This window comes from Persicobacter diffluens (assembly GCF_036244895.1).
GTDB classification, from domain to species: domain Bacteria; phylum Bacteroidota; class Bacteroidia; order Cytophagales; family Cyclobacteriaceae; genus Persicobacter; species Persicobacter diffluens.
The window spans coordinates 2,315,753-2,337,971 of sequence record NZ_BQKE01000001.1; the positions used below are offsets into that span (position 1 = coordinate 2,315,753).

6 protein-coding genes are annotated in these 22,219 nt (G+C 43.0%); 1 reads left to right on the forward strand and 5 read right to left on the reverse strand.

Annotated features, from left to right (window positions below):
- Nucleotides 1-510: 510 nt before the first annotated feature.
- The 4 genes from AAA970_RS09440 to AAA970_RS09455 all read right to left on the reverse strand — a co-directional run bounded on the left by AAA970_RS09440 (nt 511) and on the right by AAA970_RS09455 (nt 18,758).
- Nucleotides 511-13,227 (reverse strand): PKD domain-containing protein, encoded by a 12,717-nt coding sequence (locus AAA970_RS09440; RefSeq protein WP_338236914.1) that lies wholly within the window; start codon nt 13,225-13,227, stop codon nt 511-513.
- A 733-nt stretch (nt 13,228-13,960) separates the two neighbouring features.
- Nucleotides 13,961-15,406 (reverse strand): alanine/glycine:cation symporter family protein, encoded by a 1,446-nt coding sequence (locus tag AAA970_RS09445; RefSeq protein ID WP_338236915.1) that lies wholly within the window; start codon nt 15,404-15,406, stop codon nt 13,961-13,963.
- Between the two features lie 324 nt (nt 15,407-15,730).
- Nucleotides 15,731-16,336, reverse strand: coding sequence for an SGNH/GDSL hydrolase family protein (locus AAA970_RS09450; RefSeq protein ID WP_338236916.1), 606 nt, complete (start codon nt 16,334-16,336; stop codon nt 15,731-15,733).
- 2,245 nt (nt 16,337-18,581) lie between these two features.
- Nucleotides 18,582-18,758, reverse strand: a complete 177-nt coding sequence (locus tag AAA970_RS09455; RefSeq protein WP_157600942.1) for a hypothetical protein — start codon at nt 18,756-18,758, stop codon at nt 18,582-18,584.
- 402 nt (nt 18,759-19,160) lie between these two features.
- Between AAA970_RS09455 and AAA970_RS09460 the strand changes: the two genes are divergently transcribed.
- Nucleotides 19,161-19,961 carry a DUF1295 domain-containing protein gene (locus AAA970_RS09460; protein ID WP_338236917.1) on the forward strand — a complete coding sequence of 267 codons (801 nt, stop codon included), beginning with the start codon at nt 19,161-19,163 and terminating at the stop codon, nt 19,959-19,961.
- A 1,033-nt stretch (nt 19,962-20,994) separates the two neighbouring features.
- Here AAA970_RS09460 and AAA970_RS09465 read toward each other — a convergent pair.
- Entirely contained in the window at nt 20,995-21,969 is a 975-nt protein-coding gene (locus AAA970_RS09465; protein ID WP_338236918.1) for a hypothetical protein, read from the reverse strand.
- Nucleotides 21,970-22,219: the final 250 nt, after the last annotated feature.

Here is a 22,219-nt window from a genome sequence, read left to right on the forward strand (position 1 = left end):
AATGTAAGAAAAGATAAAAAAATCAATAAGTCCACTGTTAGTGGCTGAAAATTTGTAATAAGCACCGTCTAAAATTGCCTAAAACCTAGTATAAAAAGTTGATCACTGGGAAATAAATAACGATTACGCTTAAAAATATCCCTAAATGAAGCAAAACCAAACACACGTAACTTTTTCCTCATTCACAACAAAAAAGCATAAAGAATTACATTTTTTGGATTTAAAAAACACAGACAGTACTTACACTAAGACCGAAAAACAGGAAAAATCATACTCCAAAAGGAAACCTTCTTGATATAATTATAAAAATATCAATAAAATCGCGCCCAATCTCATCACTTATCAAGCGATTTTTTATAGGCATTATAAAGTCAGGAATAATAGAAAGATTAAAAAAATAAAAAACGATATCCATACCGTTTTAAGACAAAAAAAAGTATTGTTATTATGGTAAAAAAATATTTATTGATATAAAAAAAAGGAATCCGAAGACCCCTTTTTTACCACTATTTATTTCAATAAAGTGACATCTCCCACCTGACTCACCCTATTACCATCCACCGTCCTGGCATCCAATTTATAAATATAAACCCCTGCGGGAAGCGGATTCCCATTGTTAAAGTAATAGCCGTTCCAGCCCTCGCCCAATACCCGGGTTTGATAAACCATTTGCCCCCAACGCGTATAGATTTCCAATTGATATCCCTCAGGCACCACATTTGGCGTATAAGGCGCAAAGATGGGGTAATAACCGGATCTACTATCATTTTCAGAAATAACCGAACCGGATGGGCCATCTCCCCGAGGCTGGAAAGCATTGGGAGACTGTATTTTACCTCCATCCCGCACCAAAACCGGTTGTTCAATGGTGGAGGAAGCCGCACAGCCAAATTCATTCTCTACGGTCATGGTGACGAAATAATCATCTGGCTGGGAATAAATATGATCTGCATCCGGACTGGCATTTTCTACGATGGTGCCATCCCCCCAGTCCAAAGTATATTGATTAAAAGCACCAGTGGTAAAATTATTAATCTCTACCTCCGCCTCCGGCAGAAAGACCTTTTCGGGCGTCACCCGGAAATTCACTGTTGGCGTTGGATGAACGATAATGGTATCTTTTTGAAAGAACAAACCATCCGACACCAAATTATTCGCACTCAAACTCACATAATAGGTCCCCGGATTTTCATAAGTGTAAGTAGGACTTGACTCATTGGATTGTCCTCCATCCCCAAAATCCCAAGTAAAAAGGGTAAATTCATCGGTATTTCTAGATAAATTCTCAAAATGGACTTCCAGAGGTACACAACCCACCTTGGGGTTGGGGATGAAATCTACTATTGGATTTGTCCCTTGCAGGGTCAGTAACTGGGTCACTTCTGCAATACAGGGCCCGGACTCCACCACCAGGGTCAGGTTGAATAAGCCTGGCTGTTCAAAAAACAAGGAATGAATATCTGCTCCCAAAAATACCTCTTCTCCATTTACTTTCCATACATATCTCCAGTCACTTGGCTTCTCCCCTTCGTTGGTGGTATTGATTATGGAAAACTCACGATCAGGCCATAATTGTGTATTATCCAAGGCATCCACAATATAATCCGGACGCACTTCAGGATAAACCGTGACATAGCGAGTAGCAGTGCTCTCGCACCCATAGGCATCTTCTACGGTCAGGCTTACCTCGTAAATAATCTTTGAGGTAGACACATTCGGCAATTCAAAATAAGGATTATCTATTGCCGAAGTGAAAATCACCCTTTGATCTAAAGAGTCGCTCACCACCCAGGAATAGGAGCTTCCGTTAATTTTATTGACCAAGGCAGAATTATTAATCACCCCCACTCTCAAAGGCGCGCAGCCCCTATCCGCGGTTAAATCAAAATCCGCCACCGGACTGGGATTCACCCTTATCTCCCCCTCCGCACTCGCCGAGCAGTCCGTTGCCGGATTAAACACCGTCAACGTCACTATATGGCGATTTTGAAGAAAGGGATCGCTATTAATATAGGTATGCGAAACCTGAGCAGTATTGTGCTGTTCGATGACACCATCTCCAAAATCCCAGGTATATTGCAAGCCATTAACGAGCGTATCCAATTCAAAGCTTGCCGTAAAAGCACTACATCCCTCCGCAGAACCTATCACGGTAAAGTCCGGGTTCAGAATATCCGTATCCTGAATCAAATCAGGACTTTGCCCCGAACAACCTTCATACGTGATCGCCTGAACAAAAACCGTATCATACTCCTGAATTCTGTTAAACCTAAATTCATTTCGTTCCAAATTGGCGGAATAGGCTTGTTCGTTAACATGGAAAATAAAATGCTGAATATTTAAATCCGCAGATGCCGTAAAGACCACTTCTTCTCCGGGACATAAAATTTTATCAGGCTTATTCCGAACCAGTTGAACATGAGGCAAATCATAAACCTGAACCCTCAGGGTATCCGACAAACGAGAACAGCCCACACCGGCCGTTTGCGTCACCACCAGCGCGTAAGCGCCAGTCTCAGTCGCGCTATAATTTGGATTGGTCGCCCCTGAAATGACGGCCTGATCTTTTAACCACTGATAAGTAACACTATCATTTACCGTACTGGTAATTTCTACCGCTCCCCCGTCACAAAAATTTACTGGCCCCTGAGATTCCAGCGTCACCTGTGGAGAAATTTGAACCTGAAGATTCGCACTAATGGTATCCGTACAGCCGACGGTATTGGTAGTGGTTAAGAGTACATAATAATAACCAGCAAACGGGTAATTATACGTTAAACTGTCCCCATATTTTGGCAAGCTAAAGTCCCCAAAATCCCATTGATAACTATCAATATCACCCGTGGAAGCAGTGGCATCGAAAATTGCAGGAGCCCCTTCACATATTAAAGCTGGATGGCTGAAACTCGCAACCGGCCTTGGGTTTACCGTCACCAGGCTAATGGCTGAAATTGCCGGGCAACTGAATTGGTTGCGGGCCACATAGCGAACTTCCCAAACGATCTGATCGAAAGTTGTATTATCAAATGTAAACTCATTATTTAACGGGCTAAAAGACTGCCAAGTGGTCGTTCCCAAAATTCTGCGCTCATACTGCCCTAAGGATAAATCATGTCCACGAGAATTATTAATAAAAGTAACCGCTAATGGACCACAACCTACATTATTCAGCAACTCCAAATTTGATAATACCTGTGGGTAAATTTCCACCGGCAAAGTTCTGCTTTCCTGACAAAAACTACTTTCCACCGTTAAGCTGACATTAAAGGTCCTTGGGTTTTGGAAGGAGGCATTTTCAAAAAGGTGAGTAACCTGAAGGGAATCGGTCTCCAGCACTGTTCCATCGCCAAAATTCCAAATATACCTAAGGTCGGGAATAGCATCTGTATTGCCTAAATTTTGTCTCTCAAAAGTATAAGCAGTTCCCGAACAGGAGGAGGATGGATAAGTCAAAGGACGAATCACCCGGAAGGAGAAATCGATTTGTGGATTTACAACGATCTGCTGGCGGTGCATTTCAGTACATCCCAATGCTGTGGTAGCAGTATACATCAACTCATAAGTAACGGCAGTGGCGGCAGTATTTTGAAAAACCGCTTCCTCATTCGCATCCCAGGAGAATACCTGCCTGCTGGAGGGATCATTCAGAATTTGATATTCCCATAAATCCTGAAGAGTATCCTGTCCCTGAGTAACATTCACCAGTTTTACCGATGTTGGGGAACAATCCGAAAGCGGAATCAAATTATAGGCGACCAATGCTTTTGGATTGATGGTATAATTAACGGTGGTCGCTGGGCTCTCACATCCATTGATGGTTTGTGTGCCATAAATGGCATAAGCTCCGGAATATCGACTATCTACATCGGTGGTGTCAGGAGTAAAACTATTACCTGCGCCAATCAGTGAATTGGCACTCAATAAACTACTGTTATACCAGTTAATATTGGAACCTGTTGCTGCGAGTTGCCTTAAAGTATCATCCTGACAATAAACACGATCACCGTTTACTAAGGGTGCGTTTGGCGTTGGCTTTACGGTAATAGAAAAATTCAGGGGTTGTGTATTACAACCCTGACTTAAGCCCTGCACCGTAATATTGGCCACTTCGTTTACACTCAGAACATTCGCAGAGGTGAATACCGGAATATTTCTACTGCCATTTGCGGCAAGGTTAATCGCCGTATTATCATTGGTCCAGGTATAAGTGGCTGCACCGGAAAATGGCGGAATAACCACTAATTCATCCGGACAGACTACCACATCCGCTACGGGGTCTACAAACAGCGTTGGTCGTACAAAAATACTCACCACTTGCTCAGCAGATTGACAAATAATATTATTCGCCCCATCGGTTAAGGTGAGCCAGAGCTGATATTGCTGCTCCTGAATGGTGGTAGTATCATTGACCAGCACAGAAGCCAAACTGGCCAATCCGGAGGAATCCGCGGTTTGAAAAGCCATTGGCAAGGCCCCTGTAATATGGGAATTCACCACCGGACTAAAATGATATTGCAAAATCTGTCCACCAGAAGTACGCACAGGAGTACTTAACTCAATTATAGCGGTATCTCCATTACAAATTTGATCTTGAACAGCCTCCACCGCAAAAGTCAAATCCGCATCTACGGCCACGGATCGGTTAAGCAGTGGACCAGTACAAGCCCCATCATCTGTAACCACCTGAAATTCATAAGTCACAAGCTGTGGTGTGTTGCTATAATTGGTTATGGTTTCCCTGATAGTATCTCCAATATTCGCCACTCTATTGAAATTAGAAAAGCCAAATACGGAAGGATCACTGGCGGTGGCCCTATAATTTATCTGATGATTGGGGACATTCACCAAGGTATTCAACAGCAAGGCCGCCGAACCATCAGAACATATCCTGGGTTCTAAATTATTAACCGTAATATCAAGTGTAGGATACACCTCTACGGTGGTCACCACCTCCGCTCCCAAACAACCATCAAAATAGGGTCTTATGCGATAAGTAACCGTTTGCAGCTGGTTGGAGGTATTCACCAGAACATCTTCGATAACTGCTTGCCCACCTATCGCTGGTAAATTATAGGAAGAGGCAAAACCACTAAGCGAGGGGTCCGAAGCGGTGGCTGTCCCCACAAAACCAATGGAGGCCATTGGCAAATTGCTATTAGTTACATTCGTGGTATTCAAACTAATTTCAGTTGATCCAAAGTTACAAATACGCTCTGCCTCATTGACAATCGTCATGGACGGCACGGGTTTAATTATTAAGGAGTCGCTAATGGTCAGCACCTTGTTATTGTTACAGCCCTGGATGGTTGGTGTTACCGAATAAATTAGTTTTCTGGGCTCATCCGTCACATTGTCAATTTGGCCTGAAATCGTGTAAGCAGTATCTACCACAAAACCATTTTGTACTCCTGGGCCCGAAAGCGTCCCAAAACCTCCATCTGATACGGAATTGTAGGTATAAACCAGATCAAAACCATCTATCAGGCTGGTATTGCTTGTTATGGGAATATTGACCAGCTCTCCACTACAAAGGGTATCCGGGAGGGCACCCATTAAGGCAATCGGCGTAGGGTTTACAGCGACCAAAACGGAATCTGAGGGACCGGGATTGGGACAACCCAAACGCCAGGGCGTAAGGCTGAACTCGAAATCCACAGGTATCTGGCTGGTATTTTCCAATTCATCCATAATGGCCCCGTAATTCGTCAATTGAATGGGATTGTTCAGACTATCTCTTTGGGTAACGCCGTCCACTGCATAAGTGAAATAGGTAAAATTAGCAGGATTAACGCCCGTCCTCACAGAGATGGCCGTTTCGCCCTGATCACAAATTTCCGGTCGGTTATTCTCCACCACTACTGATGGCTGGGGATAAACCGTGGCATTCACCACTAGTGGCTCTGAAAAACAGCCATTATTTTCAGCAGTAAACGATATTTCCAATGATTGGTCCGTAGTGGTTCTATTCTTCAAAAGCCATGTCAAACTATCCGTGCCCTGAGTAACTGTATTTCCAAAACCATCCATCGCCAGGCCTTCGATATTGCCATTTGGCACTAATTGCCAATGATACTGATCAACGATCGCTGATGGACTCACATCCGGCTGAACGACTAAAGCCGTGCTATCACAAACATAATAAGCGGTAGGCATTGCACTTGCCATCTGCGGTCGACTGGTTAAATTAAAAACAACCACTGCCCCACTGGCACAGCCATTTGCATTCACCACCCTAGCATATAGCGTATCAGCATCTTCGGTATAATGGGAGAATTTATTGGAAACCTCCAAACTGAACGAGGCATCCATATACCAACTTACAAAATTACTAGTACCTCCATTGACCAATGAATCATAATGCGTCAATCTTAGGAAAGCCGAATTTCCTAACTCATCGTCCGAGCAAAATGAAATGCTGTGATCGTAAGCATCGGGTAAGGCCAAAACGGTTAATTTCCCTACCTCATCCGCTGCCGGCTCCACAGTGGAGCCACAAGCCAAGGAACTTGAGCCAATTTCTACACTGAATCTTAAACCTCCTTTGCCATTTACATTCTCTACCTGTAATAAATCGGTTCCCTGCCCTCGGAAATCGGCAAAAAACACATTGGTGGTGTCAACCAACTGATAAGTGGCTCCGCTATCAAAACTAACTTTCCAGGCATAAGTAGGCTCAAAAGTATTTAATGCATCAGCATAAAAACTGGCCACTTCCTGAGCAGTGTTACAAACCGAAATGGAATCAAGGGGTACCCTTAGCCCGGGCTTGGGGTAAATAGTCAGCATGGCAGGTTGTGAAGGGATAAAATTCGCATCACAAATGCCTCGAATATTTGCCCTGAACCTGGAACGATCATTCTCCGGCAAGGCAAAGGTATCTTTCACCACCAGGCGATTGGTTTCATAGCCTTCAAAGAACAGGCTGTCTGCCTCCGTGATACGCTCCCAGGTTCCTAATTGCCGGACTTCCCAATAAATTTCAGGCCTTAATGCGGGCTCTAAACTATCATAAGGATCGATCTCCACTACAAAAGCAGCAGTAGTTCTTTCGCATATTCCGGTATCCAGAGGAGATTGAACAATTTCCGGCCTTGGAATGATGAGAAGATCAATCGTATTACTCTGCTCAATGCCGCCACAGCCCAAAACTTCCTGATAAATCCGGGTATTTTTTAAAACCTCATAATCACTATCGATTACAGACAAACTCGAACCTCTGTCCCTTAAATAAGGAACCAGGTCTCCTCTATTTTCTAAGGAATCAAAAGTAGATCCTCCATTAGTAGAGATCATCCAATTGTAGGCATATCCGTTGGTGATACTGCTCGTTATTTCGGCCGTTGAATTAGCACATATACTATCCGGAGCCACCGAAACTACCGGATTACTGATAGAAGGATTAACCAGCATGGTGATGGAATCCAAAGCCTGACAACCACTGTTGTTATTGGTAACCGCTAAGCGGTAATGGGCATTTATAGCGGAAGTTTCAGCATGCAGCAAGGTATCTGTAAAATCATAAATATTAGCGGGCGCCGGTGGCGGAGAGGCTACCGGGACGGTCTGAACAGCTGTAGTGCCTCCTGTGATCAACCCTCCTCCATCGAAAGAATAATCAAAAGTCAGGGGATCAATATCATTATTCTCAAGACTCAGTACCACTGCTGCCCCGGAGCAAATATTATAAGCATCTGCTGTGAAAGTATAATCCGGCGCCTCATTTATAAAAATCGACAGGGTATCGGTGACTCCACAACCCCGTACCATATTGCCAAAGGCATCCGTAATCAGGTTAAATACCTCGACCTCCACATCAACAGCTCCGGCAAAATCCCCATTAAAAACCAAATATTTCTGATGGACAGCCGGCCCGCTTAAGGTATCAAAGTAGGACCTGTTCACCTGCCATTCATACTCAAAAGACCCACCCGGCGAGACCGGGGCGATGGTGAACAATAGCGTATCTCCCTGGCAAATCGTCCCGGGCTCGCGGCTGATAATATGATCCGTAGGTTCCGGATTAACTATCACCTGCATAGTATCCGGTGGAGAAATACAAGACAATCCGGTATAATGGTGAGTAACCTCCAGCTGGACATCCCATACTCCATCATCTTTAAATTCAACTAAATAGGCATTAAAAGGCGCCCCGACCACCGAAGTACTGGTAGTAGTGTCAGCGGGATCAATTGTAAACTGATAAGTGGTATTGGCGATAGAATAAGCATTCCGGTTAAAGGTATAAAAACCACTTGGGTTCAGCCCGCCTCCGGTAAGGCACAACTCATCTTCCCCATTAATAATTGGTTGCTGAGGGGACGCATAGGCGGTTAAGCTTTGTTCAATGGAAGGAATACCGGTTCCAAAAACACTTCTACAACCATGTTCATCCTCAATCTGAACCCGATAGGTAACCTCATTATAACCGGGATAGGTGGGAGATTGCGGATAAATATTATTGTAATCTGGGTCAGTGAAATCAATAGTCCCATTGATTGAATCCTTAGCAGCCAATACAAAACCGTCATACCAATAAGTCATGGCCAGGCTCCTGCTTGGCGGGAGATTTACCACCGCATTTAAAGATGTCGTATCACCAAAACAAAAAGTCTTATCTGCCCCTGCAGTCACTTCCGGCAAAGCGAAAACGGAAGCATTCAGGCTATAAGTTTGGGTACATTCATTTCCGGGAATAGTAATAAAATCATCCCTGATCTCAAGCAAAATAGGAAAGATGGTGGAATCATCCGCAAAAGGCACGCTTTGCGAAAAATTAAATTGTGGTGCATTATTTCCCTGAGGATTTACGCCAACATACCATTCATAATCATAATTGCCACTCCCCCCGCTGACTATTGCAATCAGGGTATCCACCTCATCGGAACATAGGGAAATTTGATCAGGCAAATTCGAAATATCGATTCTGGCATTATGCTCAATTTGAATGGTGTCGGAAAAGTTTTGCATCACCTCCACATTACATGCCGCTACCACATTGGTGGGATAGAGGATTAAATCACTGGTTACGGCGCTATTGGTAGCAGTATTGGGATAAAATACACCTGAAGTAATAGTACCCCGAAAATCAGGACTAGCGCCCAAGGTATCCCAGGCAAAATCATTTACATTCGCGGGTGCAATCCCCACATCGGTTCTTTCTGCCAATAAAGTGACTTCCGCCCCATAACAATATTTGGTATCTATCAGGGCGTTCACCCTTGGACTGGCATGGATGAATAACGGAATATCAATATAGGCCGAATCACAGGCTGCTACGTTCGCGGGATTCCGAACCACAAAGCGCAGGGTGACGCTGGAATTTTCATCTCCGGCAGCGGGCAGGTAGAAATTATTAAATTCCTTTGAACTGTTCACGGAAGCTTCCAGCCCCGTATCATCAAATTTAAAATTACCGGCTCCTGATTCGACAAACCACTCCACCTCCGTTTGCCCGGAGTAAGTCAAGCCTATAACCGAAGCCATAGCGGCAAGATCTACCTCAAATGCACCACATGCCTGAAAGGGATTCGCATCTGTCACATTTACCAAAGGCGCCTCATGGACATTCACTGTATCAATCACTTTTGAATAATCACAGCTCAGTCCATTTTGAGAAAGGGCCGTAACAATTGCCCGAAGTTCAAATTCCCCAAAATCAGGAAAATTATAGGTCGTAAAGGCATCCACTCCCCCATTATCTCCGCTGAGCAGAAGGGTACTATTATCTGACAGGTCTTTTACCTCCCATTGGTAATAGGTGGGTGTAAAATTATTTCCAGCCCAATCAGTAGTTTCATTAATCATCACGGTGGTTCCCTGACAAATATCCGGAATATCAATTTCCTGAATAAAGGGCAGGTTTTGAACACGAATGGTCTGAGGTCTTGTCGCTACATTACATCCTGAACCACCGCTGGTATTGGTGAAAATCATCTCCAACCGATATTCCCCAGAATGAATGAATTGATAATCATTGGAGGTGGAGGAATTATTAGTGGTATTATTCCCGCTAAGCACATGCCGGGCCATCACAATATTCCCCAGGCTATCAAACAGCAATACCTCTACCTGATCAAAGTTGGCAGCAGGAAAGTTCAAATCACCAGCTAAAGTATTTTTCCAATTCACGGTAGCGCCGGCATATAAAAACACATCGGTACTACAATCCGAAGGAGCAAAAGCGGTCCCATCTGCCTGTAAAAGCCCCGGTGGAATATCCGTGGTGGAATGATCAATATTGGTCAATATTCCTCCGGTGGGCGCATTACTATCAATCGACACCTGCACCGTATCAGAATACACCAAACAACCATGGCCGGCATTGGTCTCCGTTACCTCTACCCAAAAATCAAAAGTCCCTGCAAGGCTCCCATCCGGGATAAAAAAGGGCGTTTGTTCATCATGGGCATTATCATTCGAACCGATAGCATCATCAAACAAAAAATCCGTTACGGCTCCATCCACCTCCCGGTCTGACCTCCAATTATAGGTCAATGAACCGGATGCGCCCCCGGCAGAAATGGTATTCGCCAATTCCAATGCAGCGCCCGGGCAAATGGTAATATCACTTACATCCAGTGCCGCGCTTGGGTTTTCATATATGATGACCTGTTTGGTATCGGTTAGGGGGCAGGTTTCCCCGGCAACGGAATGCGTAAAACCGGTATCTTCCACGGTAAGCGTATAAGTATGATCGGTATTTAAGGCCGGATAGGTAGCGTCTCCCTCATTAATGGTTACGGTTTGAGCATTTTGAGAAAGTGAAGAGGGACCGGTCCAGGTATAACTAAAAGCTCCTGAACCACCCGTTGCATTTGGAGCGTCTAACAACAGTTGGTCCCCCTCACAAAGTTGGTCATCAGATCCGGCGGCCACCGTAATCTGATCATTGATATTCAGGCTGATCACATTTGAATTGACATTGCATCGATTGCCATAATCATCCCGGGTAGAATACCTCATTTCCACCCGAAAATTTTGATTAGGATTGTTATAATTAAAGCCTCCCGAACCGGTTAGTTCACTTACATTAATGGTAATTTGCCCATCCTGCCCATTTTGCCAGCCTCTTTTGGTGGAATAATTGCCACCTGAATTACCTCTTACCCGGTATTGGACATTCAATCCATCGATTTGTGCGGAGCCATTTTTTATCACAATGTTGAAATCTTCCTCATAGCAGATATTCGCCGTGGTATGTTCATTATTATCTCCGGCCAGGTCAAAAAAGATCTCCGGAGGAAGCAGTTCTTCTTTGACGATCACCCTAATGGAATTGGAAATGGCAGCCGAATGCCCGGCAATTAAATGTTCATCACAATCACTCCATACAATCCTCCTCACATACAAATCCTGATGCAAGGCTTCCGTAATCTCTACACCACTTAAGCTTGAATTTGCGGTAGCAGGATTTTCCAGTACGGAAAAATCACTTAAATAGGAGAATTCCCAGGCATATTGATAATCCGGATCATCAATCAATTTCCCCCCCAGGGGAGAGGATCCATCCACCTGAACAGGGGTTCGCCCGTTGCACACCCGAATGGTGGCGTTCCCATTTTCATTAAAATCAATCGTGTTATTGGACAAATCCGGATATACGCGTAAGGCAATTTCATTGGAATTACTCTCGCAAAGGGTAGCCACACAAGCATCATTTCCGCTCCCATTTCCAGCATTACAATTTGAAACCAATGATGCAACAACCCGCCGAAATTCATAATAGCCCTCATTCGTTTTATAATTGCCCTCTTCGGTATCATAATTTTGTCCGCTCGCACTTCCCTGAGCATTCTGCCAGGCGCCCCAGCTGCTGCCATCACCCGAAAAACGATACTCCCATTGATATTGATAACCATTACCGGCCCCACCGGAAGCCACATTGCCCGAAATCGTTCCCAGATTGGTATTAAAGCAAAAGTCTGCCGTTGCTAAAGGACTCAGGCTGTTGTCAATTTCAGGATATAAGGTAAGGGTAACCGGGCTGGGGACACTTTCACAAACAACCCCTGCGCCAGCATCGTATTTTTGAGTTGCAAAAAAGGCTACTGTTATTGGGGTGGAAATCCCGGCCCAGTTGATATTAGGATTATAGGTATTCGAACCATCTAGTATAAAATTCATATTTTCATCATACCAGCTAATAATAGCATTGGGATCTGAAGGAGTGGCGGTAATGGTCTGATCGCCCTCGAAACAGACCGTGGGTTGCGTCACCGCAGGAGCTGGTGGCGCCTCAATGGTACATATCGTCCTGGTCCATAAATCAACCGGATCATTCGCCCCACCATGGTTTAAATTATCAGATGCCGCGCCTAAAAATCCCGCAGCAGTGCTTCCATCTGCCCCATAAGCATTACACACGTTCCAGCTTCTAAACCGAATAGAAAAACATTCCCCAACCCCTGCATTGGCCGGAAAAACAACTGCTGCCGATGCAGGAGTGGCAGCGGTAGGATCGGCCACCCACTGGACCGGGCCGTAGTATACCTGGCCGGCTGGAACATTCGCCCCTCCTACGGTAACGGTGCCACCCGAGAAAGAATTCGTTTCGCCATAAATATATTGTACCCATCGGCCCTCTTCATTCGGGCTTAAAGTTTCTTCCGGATTAGTGGTACAATTCCAGATGGAGATATCCTGTAAGCGATGTGCATTAGTGTTTCCCGCGCAAATATTATAATCACCAGCAGCGGGCGTGGTAAATAAACCTGTACTTCCGGCGGCCGGGTCTTCCTCATCCACTGCATTGAGGTTAAAGTTATCTTCGGTATCCCACACCGTCACCTGAGTACCAAGCGTAAACAAATCCGGGCAGTCCACCCCATTGATCCGAAGGTAAATGCGGGGAACGAAAGTACAATTCTCTGTACCCGCATTAATATTATTGCCACTGGGGTAGCCATTGGCATAATCATAAGTATGCGTTTGCCCGGTAATTCCGTAATAATCAATTGAACCTACTGATTCGATCACCGATAAACTTCCAAAAACCTGTGGCGCCTGCCCGTCATCCCAATCTACCAGGATCTCCGCATTGGCGGCTTGGGCAGCATCCATGATCCAGCCCACTTTAAGGATATATTCGGCATCACCGGAGCAGCCATTGATGGCTATCGGCGTTAAAGTAAAGTCATTATTAATATCCGCACACGTTTGGGCCCAAAGCCCCTGCATCGTCAAAAAATAAACAAAAAATAATGTCCATTTTTTACTCACCCTCTTCATAATGGTCAATGTTGGTTAAAATAATTTTGCCTGAGCAAACTGTTTGAGTTTGATCAAAAGACTTGACTATTTGTAACCAACTACAAAGTGCATTGATCAACCGCCCTAATGCTGGCTGTAGTAAGGTTTATAGGGCTTAACCACAATTTTGACGGCTATATGGAAAGCCATCAGTGGAGCAGTCTGTAAGCGGAGAAATTGAAAGAAAAACCATTAGTTCCCTATTCAATGGTCTTCAGATAAACGCAAAAAAAGGGTCAAAAAAAAGAAGTGCTTTAAACCAAATAATAGGCGTTCAAATTAAAAAAGGGAGCTGAAAACAATATAAACCCGATTTAAAAAAGCCTATCCGCCGATTACCCATCCAAATGCTTATCGTTAACTTCAGCTTATATTATTATCAGGGCAATGGTGGATTATCTCTACAAGCGGCTTGACGACCACATTCAACATTCCCCATTGAAAATCAAACGCATTCCAAATAAGCTCCAAAACGGATCAATAAATTATCAATATCTATCCTCTGCCAGTAAAACGTCCTCGACATCCACAACAAATGGAATTTTAACTATCTTTTGTAGCGCATTACACCAAGCATCCGACTACTATCCCACCCTAAAAAAATGCTTGAACATAATATTCGAGTAATAAAAAGAGCGCTTTTATCATTTTTTTTGGACACAAAAAAAGGCCTGATTTCAAAAACCAGACCTTTTACAAATGATATATTGCTTTACAGCACTACCTGTTCTTTGGGCTCTTCCCAACATTCGGCGCCCTCTTTTATACCAATATTACTGGCCCTGAAAACGGGATCCTTCCCTTCCTTTTTCTGTTGGCGATAATCCTTAAGGGCGGCAAAAGCAATCGGCCCCAACTTAATGATGGCATAAATATTTACCAGTGCCATCAAAGCCATGAACAAATCGGCCATATCCCAGACGGTCTGAACCTTTACTAATGCGCCGAAGACTAACATGCCCAATGCCGCAAAACGATAAATCATTTTCAACTTGCTATCGCCACGGTGAATAAAATCAATATTGGCCTCACCATAATAATAGTTACCAATAATGGAGCTGTAAGCAAATAACAGAATCGCCACGGCTATAAAAATTCCACCCCAGCTTCCAACCTGAGACTGAAGTGCAGCCTGCGTTAACTTAATTCCATCTTCAGCACCAGCGGCTTCTACGCCGGAAACCAAAATCAACATCGCCGTAGCCGTACAAATTAAAATGGTATCTGTAAAAACGCCCAAAGTCTGAATCAGACCCTGCTTCACCGGATGACTTACGGAAGCCGTTGCCGCGGCATTAGGAGCAGAACCCATACCGGCTTCATTGGAGAACAAACCTCTTTTGATTCCTTGCATTAAAGCCGCACCCACTGCACCGGCCGCCATCTCTCTCAAGCCAAAAGCGGATTCCAAAATCAATGAGATGACCGCAGGAATCTGGCTGAAATTCACCACCAATACATAAATCACTATGAATAAATAGGCGATGGCCATAATCGGGACAATGACCTCCGCTACAACGGCAATTCTCCTTACACCTCCCATAATTACAGGGGCTGAAATTACAACGAGTATTAAAGCCATCCACTTCGCCTCAATATCAAATGCTCCGTGAAAAGCCGCAGCAATCGTATTGGCCTGCACCGCATTAAAAATAAAACCAAAACAAATGGTAATCAAAATGGAGAACACGATTCCTAAAGAACGATTCCCCAAAGCCTTTTCCATATAATAAGCGGGGCCTCCTCGAAAACCATGAGGTGTTTTTTCTTTGTAAATTTGAGCCAATGTACTTTCCACAAATGCAGAGGCCGATCCGATCAAAGCAATTAACCACATCCAAAACACCGCTCCGGGCCCACCAGCGCCTACTGCCAGCGCTACTCCTGCCAAATTTCCGGTACCTACCCTTGAGGCGGTACTCATGCAAAAAGCCTGAAAAGAAGAGGTTCCTTTAGATTCACTTTTGGAACGGCCATCCGCCAATAGCTTGACCATTTCTTTGAACATTCCAAACTGAACAAAGCCTGAATTGATGGTGAAATAGAGTCCCGCAAGAATCAGGACTGCGATTAACACATAAGACCAAAGGAAATTATTACTACTATTTAGCGCCCACAACAAACCATTCTGAATAGACGACAGTAAAGAATCCTGCATTATAAATTTTTATGGATTAAACAAAGTTCACAAAGAAACGCAAAATAGGGTTTCTTTTCCGGACATTGTGAGAAATGGAAGAGTTATTACCAAAGATTCATCGAAACCTTAGAAATTTTCCAAAATTTACACTAAACCGGAATGATCTTTTAAAATGCAATGACTATACCAATCCCTAAAAATTTCGAAGTTGCCTTCATATTCCTAACAATATATAATTATTACAGTAAAACATATTGCATCCTGAACTACCCCAATTCCAAATTAGTGTTTCACGATTTTTCATGCCCTTCCCTCAGCCAGTGCCTCCGCCAGAAAAGAAGGCTACCCTTTCAGGACATTCCTGATCACCTCAAAAACCTGCATAAATCTAAAAATCTCCTCTGCCCAAATTTGGTAAGCCTTTTGGGAAGGGTGAACCCCATCGCAAAATAACTCCTCCCTTTTCACCTCTACTTGATATCGCTCGCCCCATTCTTCAAAGTCAATTTCATTGGCAGGAAAAAATACATCTTCAAATCCAGACACCACATTTCTCAAACTAGCGGATAAAATTGCCGCATGACGACACATATAGCGTTTTAGCAAGAAAGGAAAGGCTGGAAATTCATGTATAGGAGGTAAGTGCATGAAAATTATCGGTACTCCCGGCCAAAGAAGATGAATCTTTCGAATCAATGCCTCACCATCTCGTTCCCAATCCCTTGGAGCCCTCATCTCGAAAGTATCATTACCTCCCATGGCCACCACAATTAAATCAGGAATTTCCGTGGGGGCCGCTTTCAAATATTTACGATGGAGATCTCTTAAATTAATACCATTTTCCGCCAAAACTTCCCAATGCACCTCCCGCTGATATTTAGCCGATATTAAACCGGAAAGCTGCCCTGCAATAGCATTCTTATGCGAAGACACCCCAATGCCTGCCATGGCACTTTAACCAGACAAAGTAATTTTAAGGGCTTACCGCTACCGATATGCCCTGACTCCCCCTTTGCCGGATTGATTTTAGGCACCTTTGCTTTTACCTTTTTGCCCTGCAAGATTAATAGGGGCGCAAAAGGAAGCATTAATAATAAGTTCAACCGATATTTTAACTGGTTTGCATGCATAGGAGCTCTATTTTCAGGAAAGAGGATCAATGTACCCTGCCAAATGCTTTTTCTAAAGATAAGAGCAACATGTTAAAGTAAGGTGTTTTAAAGATGCTTTTGACTGGTAAATCCGAATTTTTAAATGAAAATGAGATGGCGTTTTTTAGCCACAAATTTCGCAAATTTTCTCGAATGGATTTTAAGCTGGATTGGGTCTTAGCAAAGTCGTTAAGACCAATGGTGTTTTTTTTAGCCACGAATGGCCCGAATTTTCACGAATGCATCTAGACGCCTCCATCCAAAACAAAGCTATTTTTCGCCAATTAAAAAAGCACTTCAGCTCCATCCATCACAACAAACCGGCCTTGATCAATGGGCGGAAAGCCATGGGTTCTGCTGGCGAACAGAAGGCATCACAGCCTTATTTCCATAACATTTTTTTTAGTTCACTGCATTATTCAAATAAGGCCTTGATGGATTCCGTCAGCAGGTTCCATGGCCCGCCAACATTGATCACAGCCTTGATTTTTTTGTTTCGTTTTTTATCAAGAAAAAATGAAAATAAAAAGCGTTAAATTTTGTGGTAAAAGGGAAATGCTTTCAACCCCAAAGCCTTACTAATGAACACCTTGATAATATCCGGCAATAATCCTCCATTAAAACTCAGAAATGACTTCCAAAAGATTAGGGCGGAATGGACAAAGTACTGAGAATTTATAAGCGGACGCTTCGGCAGTATTAAATCTTAGTGAGGAAGCAAAGACCAGTGGTGTGTTTTTTTTGCCACGAATGACCCGAATTAGCTCGAATGATTTTAGGAATGGATTGGGTAATGCAGTCGGTTCTTTTTTTCCACTCCAATAAACCGGCCTTGATCACAGCCTTGATTTTTTTGTTTCGTTTTTTATCATGAAAAAATGAAAATAGAAAGCGTTACATTTTGTGGTAAAAGAAAAATGCCTTCAACGCCAAACCCTACTAATCAAACCCTTGACTGTTTCCGGCAATAATCCTCCATTAAAACTCAGAAATGTCTTCCAAAATATTAGGGTGAAGAGAACAACGTTCAGTGGATTTATGAGCGGACGCTCATGCGGTATTGGGTCTTAGCAAGGACGCTAAGACCAGAGGTGTTTTTTTGCCACGAATGACCCGAATGAACTCGAATGATTTTAGGGATGGATTGGGTCTTGCAGTCGGTTGGTTTTTTTTCCACTCCAATAAATCGGCCTTGCTCAATGGGCGGAAAGCCATGGGTTCTGCTGGCGAACAGAAGGCATCACAGCCTTATTTCCATAACATTTTTTTTAGTTCACTGCATTATTCAAATAAGGCCTTGATGGATTCCGTCAGCAGGTTCCATGGCCCGACAACATTGATCACAGCCTTGATTTTTTTGTTTCGTTTTTTATCAAGAAAAAATGAAAATAGAAAGCGTCGCATTTTGTGGTAAAAGAAAAATGCCTTCAACGCCAAACCCTACTAATCAAACCCTTGACTGTTTCCGGCAATAATCCTCCATTAAAACTCAGAAATAACTTCCATAAGATTAGGGCGGTGAGAACAAAGTAAAGTGGATTTTTGAGCGGACGTTTATACGATTTTGGGTCTTAGCGAGGATGTAAAAACCAGTGGTGATTTTTTTTGCCACGAATGGCACGAATTAGCTCGAATGATTTTAGGAATGGATTGGGTCTTGCAGTCGGTTGGAGGCTTCCCATCACAACAAGCCGGCCTTGCAAATGGACGAAAGGGCATCGAAACTGCTGTAAGATTGACTTTGAGATATTTTGGGAAATTTTATGAGCGAACGCCTATACGGCATTAGATCTTAGCGAGGACGCTAAGACCAGTGACAGCGTCAAAGTCAAGGGTATCAAAAAAATATCAATTTCATAGCATAAAGGAAAAAGTGAATTGGATTTCAAACCCTTACTCTCGACAACTTAAGTCGAAAATCATCACCCCCTCCCCCTCCTCATTTTTATCTCCCCGATTTTTTTACAAAAAATGACAATAAAAAAGCATGTACTTCATATAAAAGGTACATGCTCTTTAAAGGGGGATTTTTTGATCTGATACTAATTTGTGGCCTTCCACCTACCAAATAAATAAACGCCAAGGCCGATATAGGTCATCAGCATTCCAATAAATTCCATCTTAGGACTAATAGGTGCAGAGACCAAAAACACGAAACAAATTACCAGCAGACTTCCAAAAACCACCAAAAATAACGCAATAATGTAAGTGTTATTCATAGGCTCATGATTTAAGTTTGCTATAGTATTGCTTACGTGAAAATGCAGCTAACCATCACCATTACAGGCTTTTTTATTTATGATTCAAAAAAAAAAAATTAAAGGTAAACAAGCATCATCTCCTTTGACCAATCCGGAGGGCAATTATAATTTACCAAGCCCATCCGTTCCTACTCCAAACGAAATGCTTTGAATCCAGGAAAGGCAAAGAAATCCTCACCCTACCCACAAACTCCAATAATGATCGAAATGATCCCATACTCAGAAATTCAACACCTCAAATGCTTTTCTTACATGATTTTGCAAGGGGCTTAAACTCACCAAATAGCCTCATTATATACAATGGTGAAATGCTGGCAGAATGGCACATCGAATTATTCCGGAGAATACCTATATTTCTGTATGATCCTGGAAAAAATACTCCTGCACTTCCACCAAATTACCCTCATTTGGTCGCTAATGGCATTGATTACTTTTGTTTTCTTATGGAAATCTAATATCAGAGCGCCATACGGCCGGCATAGTCAGGCCGGATGGGGCTTTATGATCGACAATAAATTCGCCTGGTTCCTAATGGAATTGCCCGCACTTCTGCTTATTCCCCTTATTCCGTTCTATGGCCCTTCCCTTCATCCTTTTCAAATTGGGCTAATTGCGCTATGGACTCTACATTATGGCTATCGCACTCTAATTTTCCCCTTAAGAATTAAAACCAAGGGGAAAAAAATGCCCATCAGTATCGTTATCTCAGCCCTATTTTTTAATCTAATCAACGGCTTACTCAATGGCCTGTGGATTACTTTTTTGGCCCCGGAAAAAATGCCATTTCAATGGCAATGGATCGGTCTTTTGATTTTTATTGCAGGCTGGGCCATTAATCAATACCATGATCATTTGCTCATCCAAATTCGAAAACACCAAAAGGGCTACAAGATTCCTTATGGAGGCTTATTCCAATATATTTCCTGTCCCAATCTTTTGGGAGAAATTATCGAATGGGGCGGTTTCGCCATACTCGCATGGAATGGGGCTGCTTTTAGCTTCTTTTTTTGGACTTGCGCCAATTTAATCCCCCGGGCCAAAAATCATCATCAGTGGTATTTGGAGCAATTCCCCAATTACCCCAAAAACAGAAATCCTCTTTGGCCACCTTTAGGCCAGATCATCCACCGTCATTTTCCTTTTACAAATAATAAAAGTTGAAGCTCGATTTTACTTTGAGTGTGTTTAAAAGCTAAAATTCCCAGCGAAAATTTGATTATTACAGCAGCGATGCCCGATTGTTTTGAGAGAAGAGCAGCGCTATTGTTGAGAAATGATCCAAAATCGCTTCCAATAATGTGAATTTACAACCGGAGGGTGCGCTTTTAAACATGCGCTTTCTCCCCATCCATTAAACTGAATTCCTGGCACTATACTCTAATCAGGCTTAATGAATTCGAATTATTCATGCTAAGCCGGATTATTGATGCTTAAATCCTCGTTGAGTTGTAAGGCGGAAAAAACGAAGGAATTGTTTCCTATTTCGAGTTTTTTCCAACGAAACAGATGAATGAAGAGAAAACAAGCTTGCCAAATTTGGGCTAATACAAATCAAAGAGAACAAATTTTAACGCCATGAAAATAACCCACTTGCACTTAGCTAAGAAATTTAGCGGGAAATAATTCGGGCTAATATCCTTCAGTAGTACCCACTGGAAAAATGACAGCGTCGTTCCCTATTTCGGTTTTTTCCCAGGAAAGGAGAGAAATGAACAGTAAGTTTACCCGAGGGGTTATGGAAAAACCAACAAAACCACCCGCATCGCACTGAGAATAAAGAAATTGGCAGGACCTCCTGAATCTGATCGGGAATTTATGGTTAAACCTGCCTTGAGTAGCAAGACGGAAATAATGAAGCAGTAGTACTCAATACCCTGACTTTCCCGGGGAAAGGAGGAATGAAAAGCAAGCATAACCACAGTCTGGCGAATAAAAAAACAGGAATCCAACTTCCTAAAATGAGCAAATCCATTGAGGCTGCTCACTAAAGCAAGCGTTGCATCATTCGGATCTACCCCATCATAGACTGGTGTAAAATGTAGCCAATTCCCCTGACCAAAAAGTTGAATAAACAGTCCCCCGACGCTAAATTCAAAAACCCCTGAAAAAAAAAGTGGCCCCTTTCGGGGCCCAAATTACTATAGAAAATTAGAAGATGGAATCCTTCTTTCGAAGGTAATTGATAGTTATAATCTTAGTATAAGCTAGTTATTTTTTCACAAATAGAAAGCAGGGTGGTCGAAATCTCTGACCATACCTCCAATACTTCCGCTTGTTTTTCTGCATCCTTTTTCCAGGCTACCTGCTCCTGAATTTGACTGTCCATTTCTGAAAACTCAATTCCGCAACGGTCTTTCCCCATACAGGAAATAACGGTAGCCTTTTCCTGCAAACAACTGTCCATAGAAATAGAGAAACCAACTATCCAGCCATTGGTAATATTGAATTGCAGTCTGCATTTCACACACAGCTCCTCCCCAAAACGACGAATCTTCTTAAAATGCACATCAGTTAAGAAATATGCTGCTTGATCCCCAGCGACGGGAGTCACGGACAGATGGCCTATTTCATAAATGGCCATGGCTTTTTTGTCCACCCAGGAACTTAACGGTTTCTGCCCCTCTACACGAAGCGTTAAAACATCCCGAAGGTCCCCCATGGGAAACATCCCATAAATTGCCTTTTGAATATCCTCCAAAAGTGGCGCCGATACATAATCCGTGTTGGCTTTAAGGGAACAAACCACAGACTTCACAGGCCCCTGATCTTTTACCTCCAGCTCATAGGTATATCCCTTGGGTAAATTACCACAAGTAATCACCGGAGGCTGATCCTGTCCCATGAGTGATAAATGCAATTTAAAAAGATGCAGACCACCGATCTGAAAAAATATAAAGCCGTCAATACCGCCCCTTCTATCCGGCTCCATCCACAAAACCTCATTCTCCACCTGATGAACAGGCCCCGGAGTACGCTCTAAACAACCTCTATGCATTTGACTAAACAGGTATTGTACCTGCTCATCAGTCTGATTATCTATTTGTACAGCAGCAAAGGGAGTGGGAGGCACAATTGACTTTTCCCGCTCGAATCTGTTGGAGGAGATCAAAAGCGCAATGGTATGTTGGCTTTTATTACGTCCGGATGGCTGTTGGTAAATATAACTCATTACTTAATTCGGTGTTATTGACAAATCATTTCCCCGAAGGGAATTCCCTATCACATCACAAATATCTCCCGAATCCTGCTGTTACAACAGAGTAAAAATACCTAATTTTAAAAAATAACCCCAAATACTGCAATTCGCGCAATTTTGATTAGAAAACGATTAAAGCTATCGATAAATATTCATATTTGTAGGATTTCTTACATCCAATATGTATCTTTCCATTGTATTGGAGGAAACCTTAATTTGTCCA

Coding starts and splice junctions, on each gene's coding strand:
- AAA970_RS09440 (WP_338236914.1), bottom strand. CDS start 13,227: ATGAAGAGGGTGAGTAAAAAATGGACATTATTTTTTGTTTATTTTTTG.
- AAA970_RS09445 (WP_338236915.1), bottom strand. CDS start 15,406: ATGCAGGATTCTTTACTGTCGTCTATTCAGAATGGTTTGTTGTGGGCG.
- AAA970_RS09450 (WP_338236916.1), bottom strand. CDS start 16,336: ATGGCAGGCATTGGGGTGTCTTCGCATAAGAATGCTATTGCAGGGCAG.
- AAA970_RS09455 (WP_157600942.1), bottom strand. CDS start 18,758: ATGAATAACACTTACATTATTGCGTTATTTTTGGTGGTTTTTGGAAGT.
- AAA970_RS09460 (WP_338236917.1), top strand. CDS start 19,161: ATGATCCTGGAAAAAATACTCCTGCACTTCCACCAAATTACCCTCATT.
- AAA970_RS09465 (WP_338236918.1), bottom strand. CDS start 21,969: ATGAGTTATATTTACCAACAGCCATCCGGACGTAATAAAAGCCAACAT.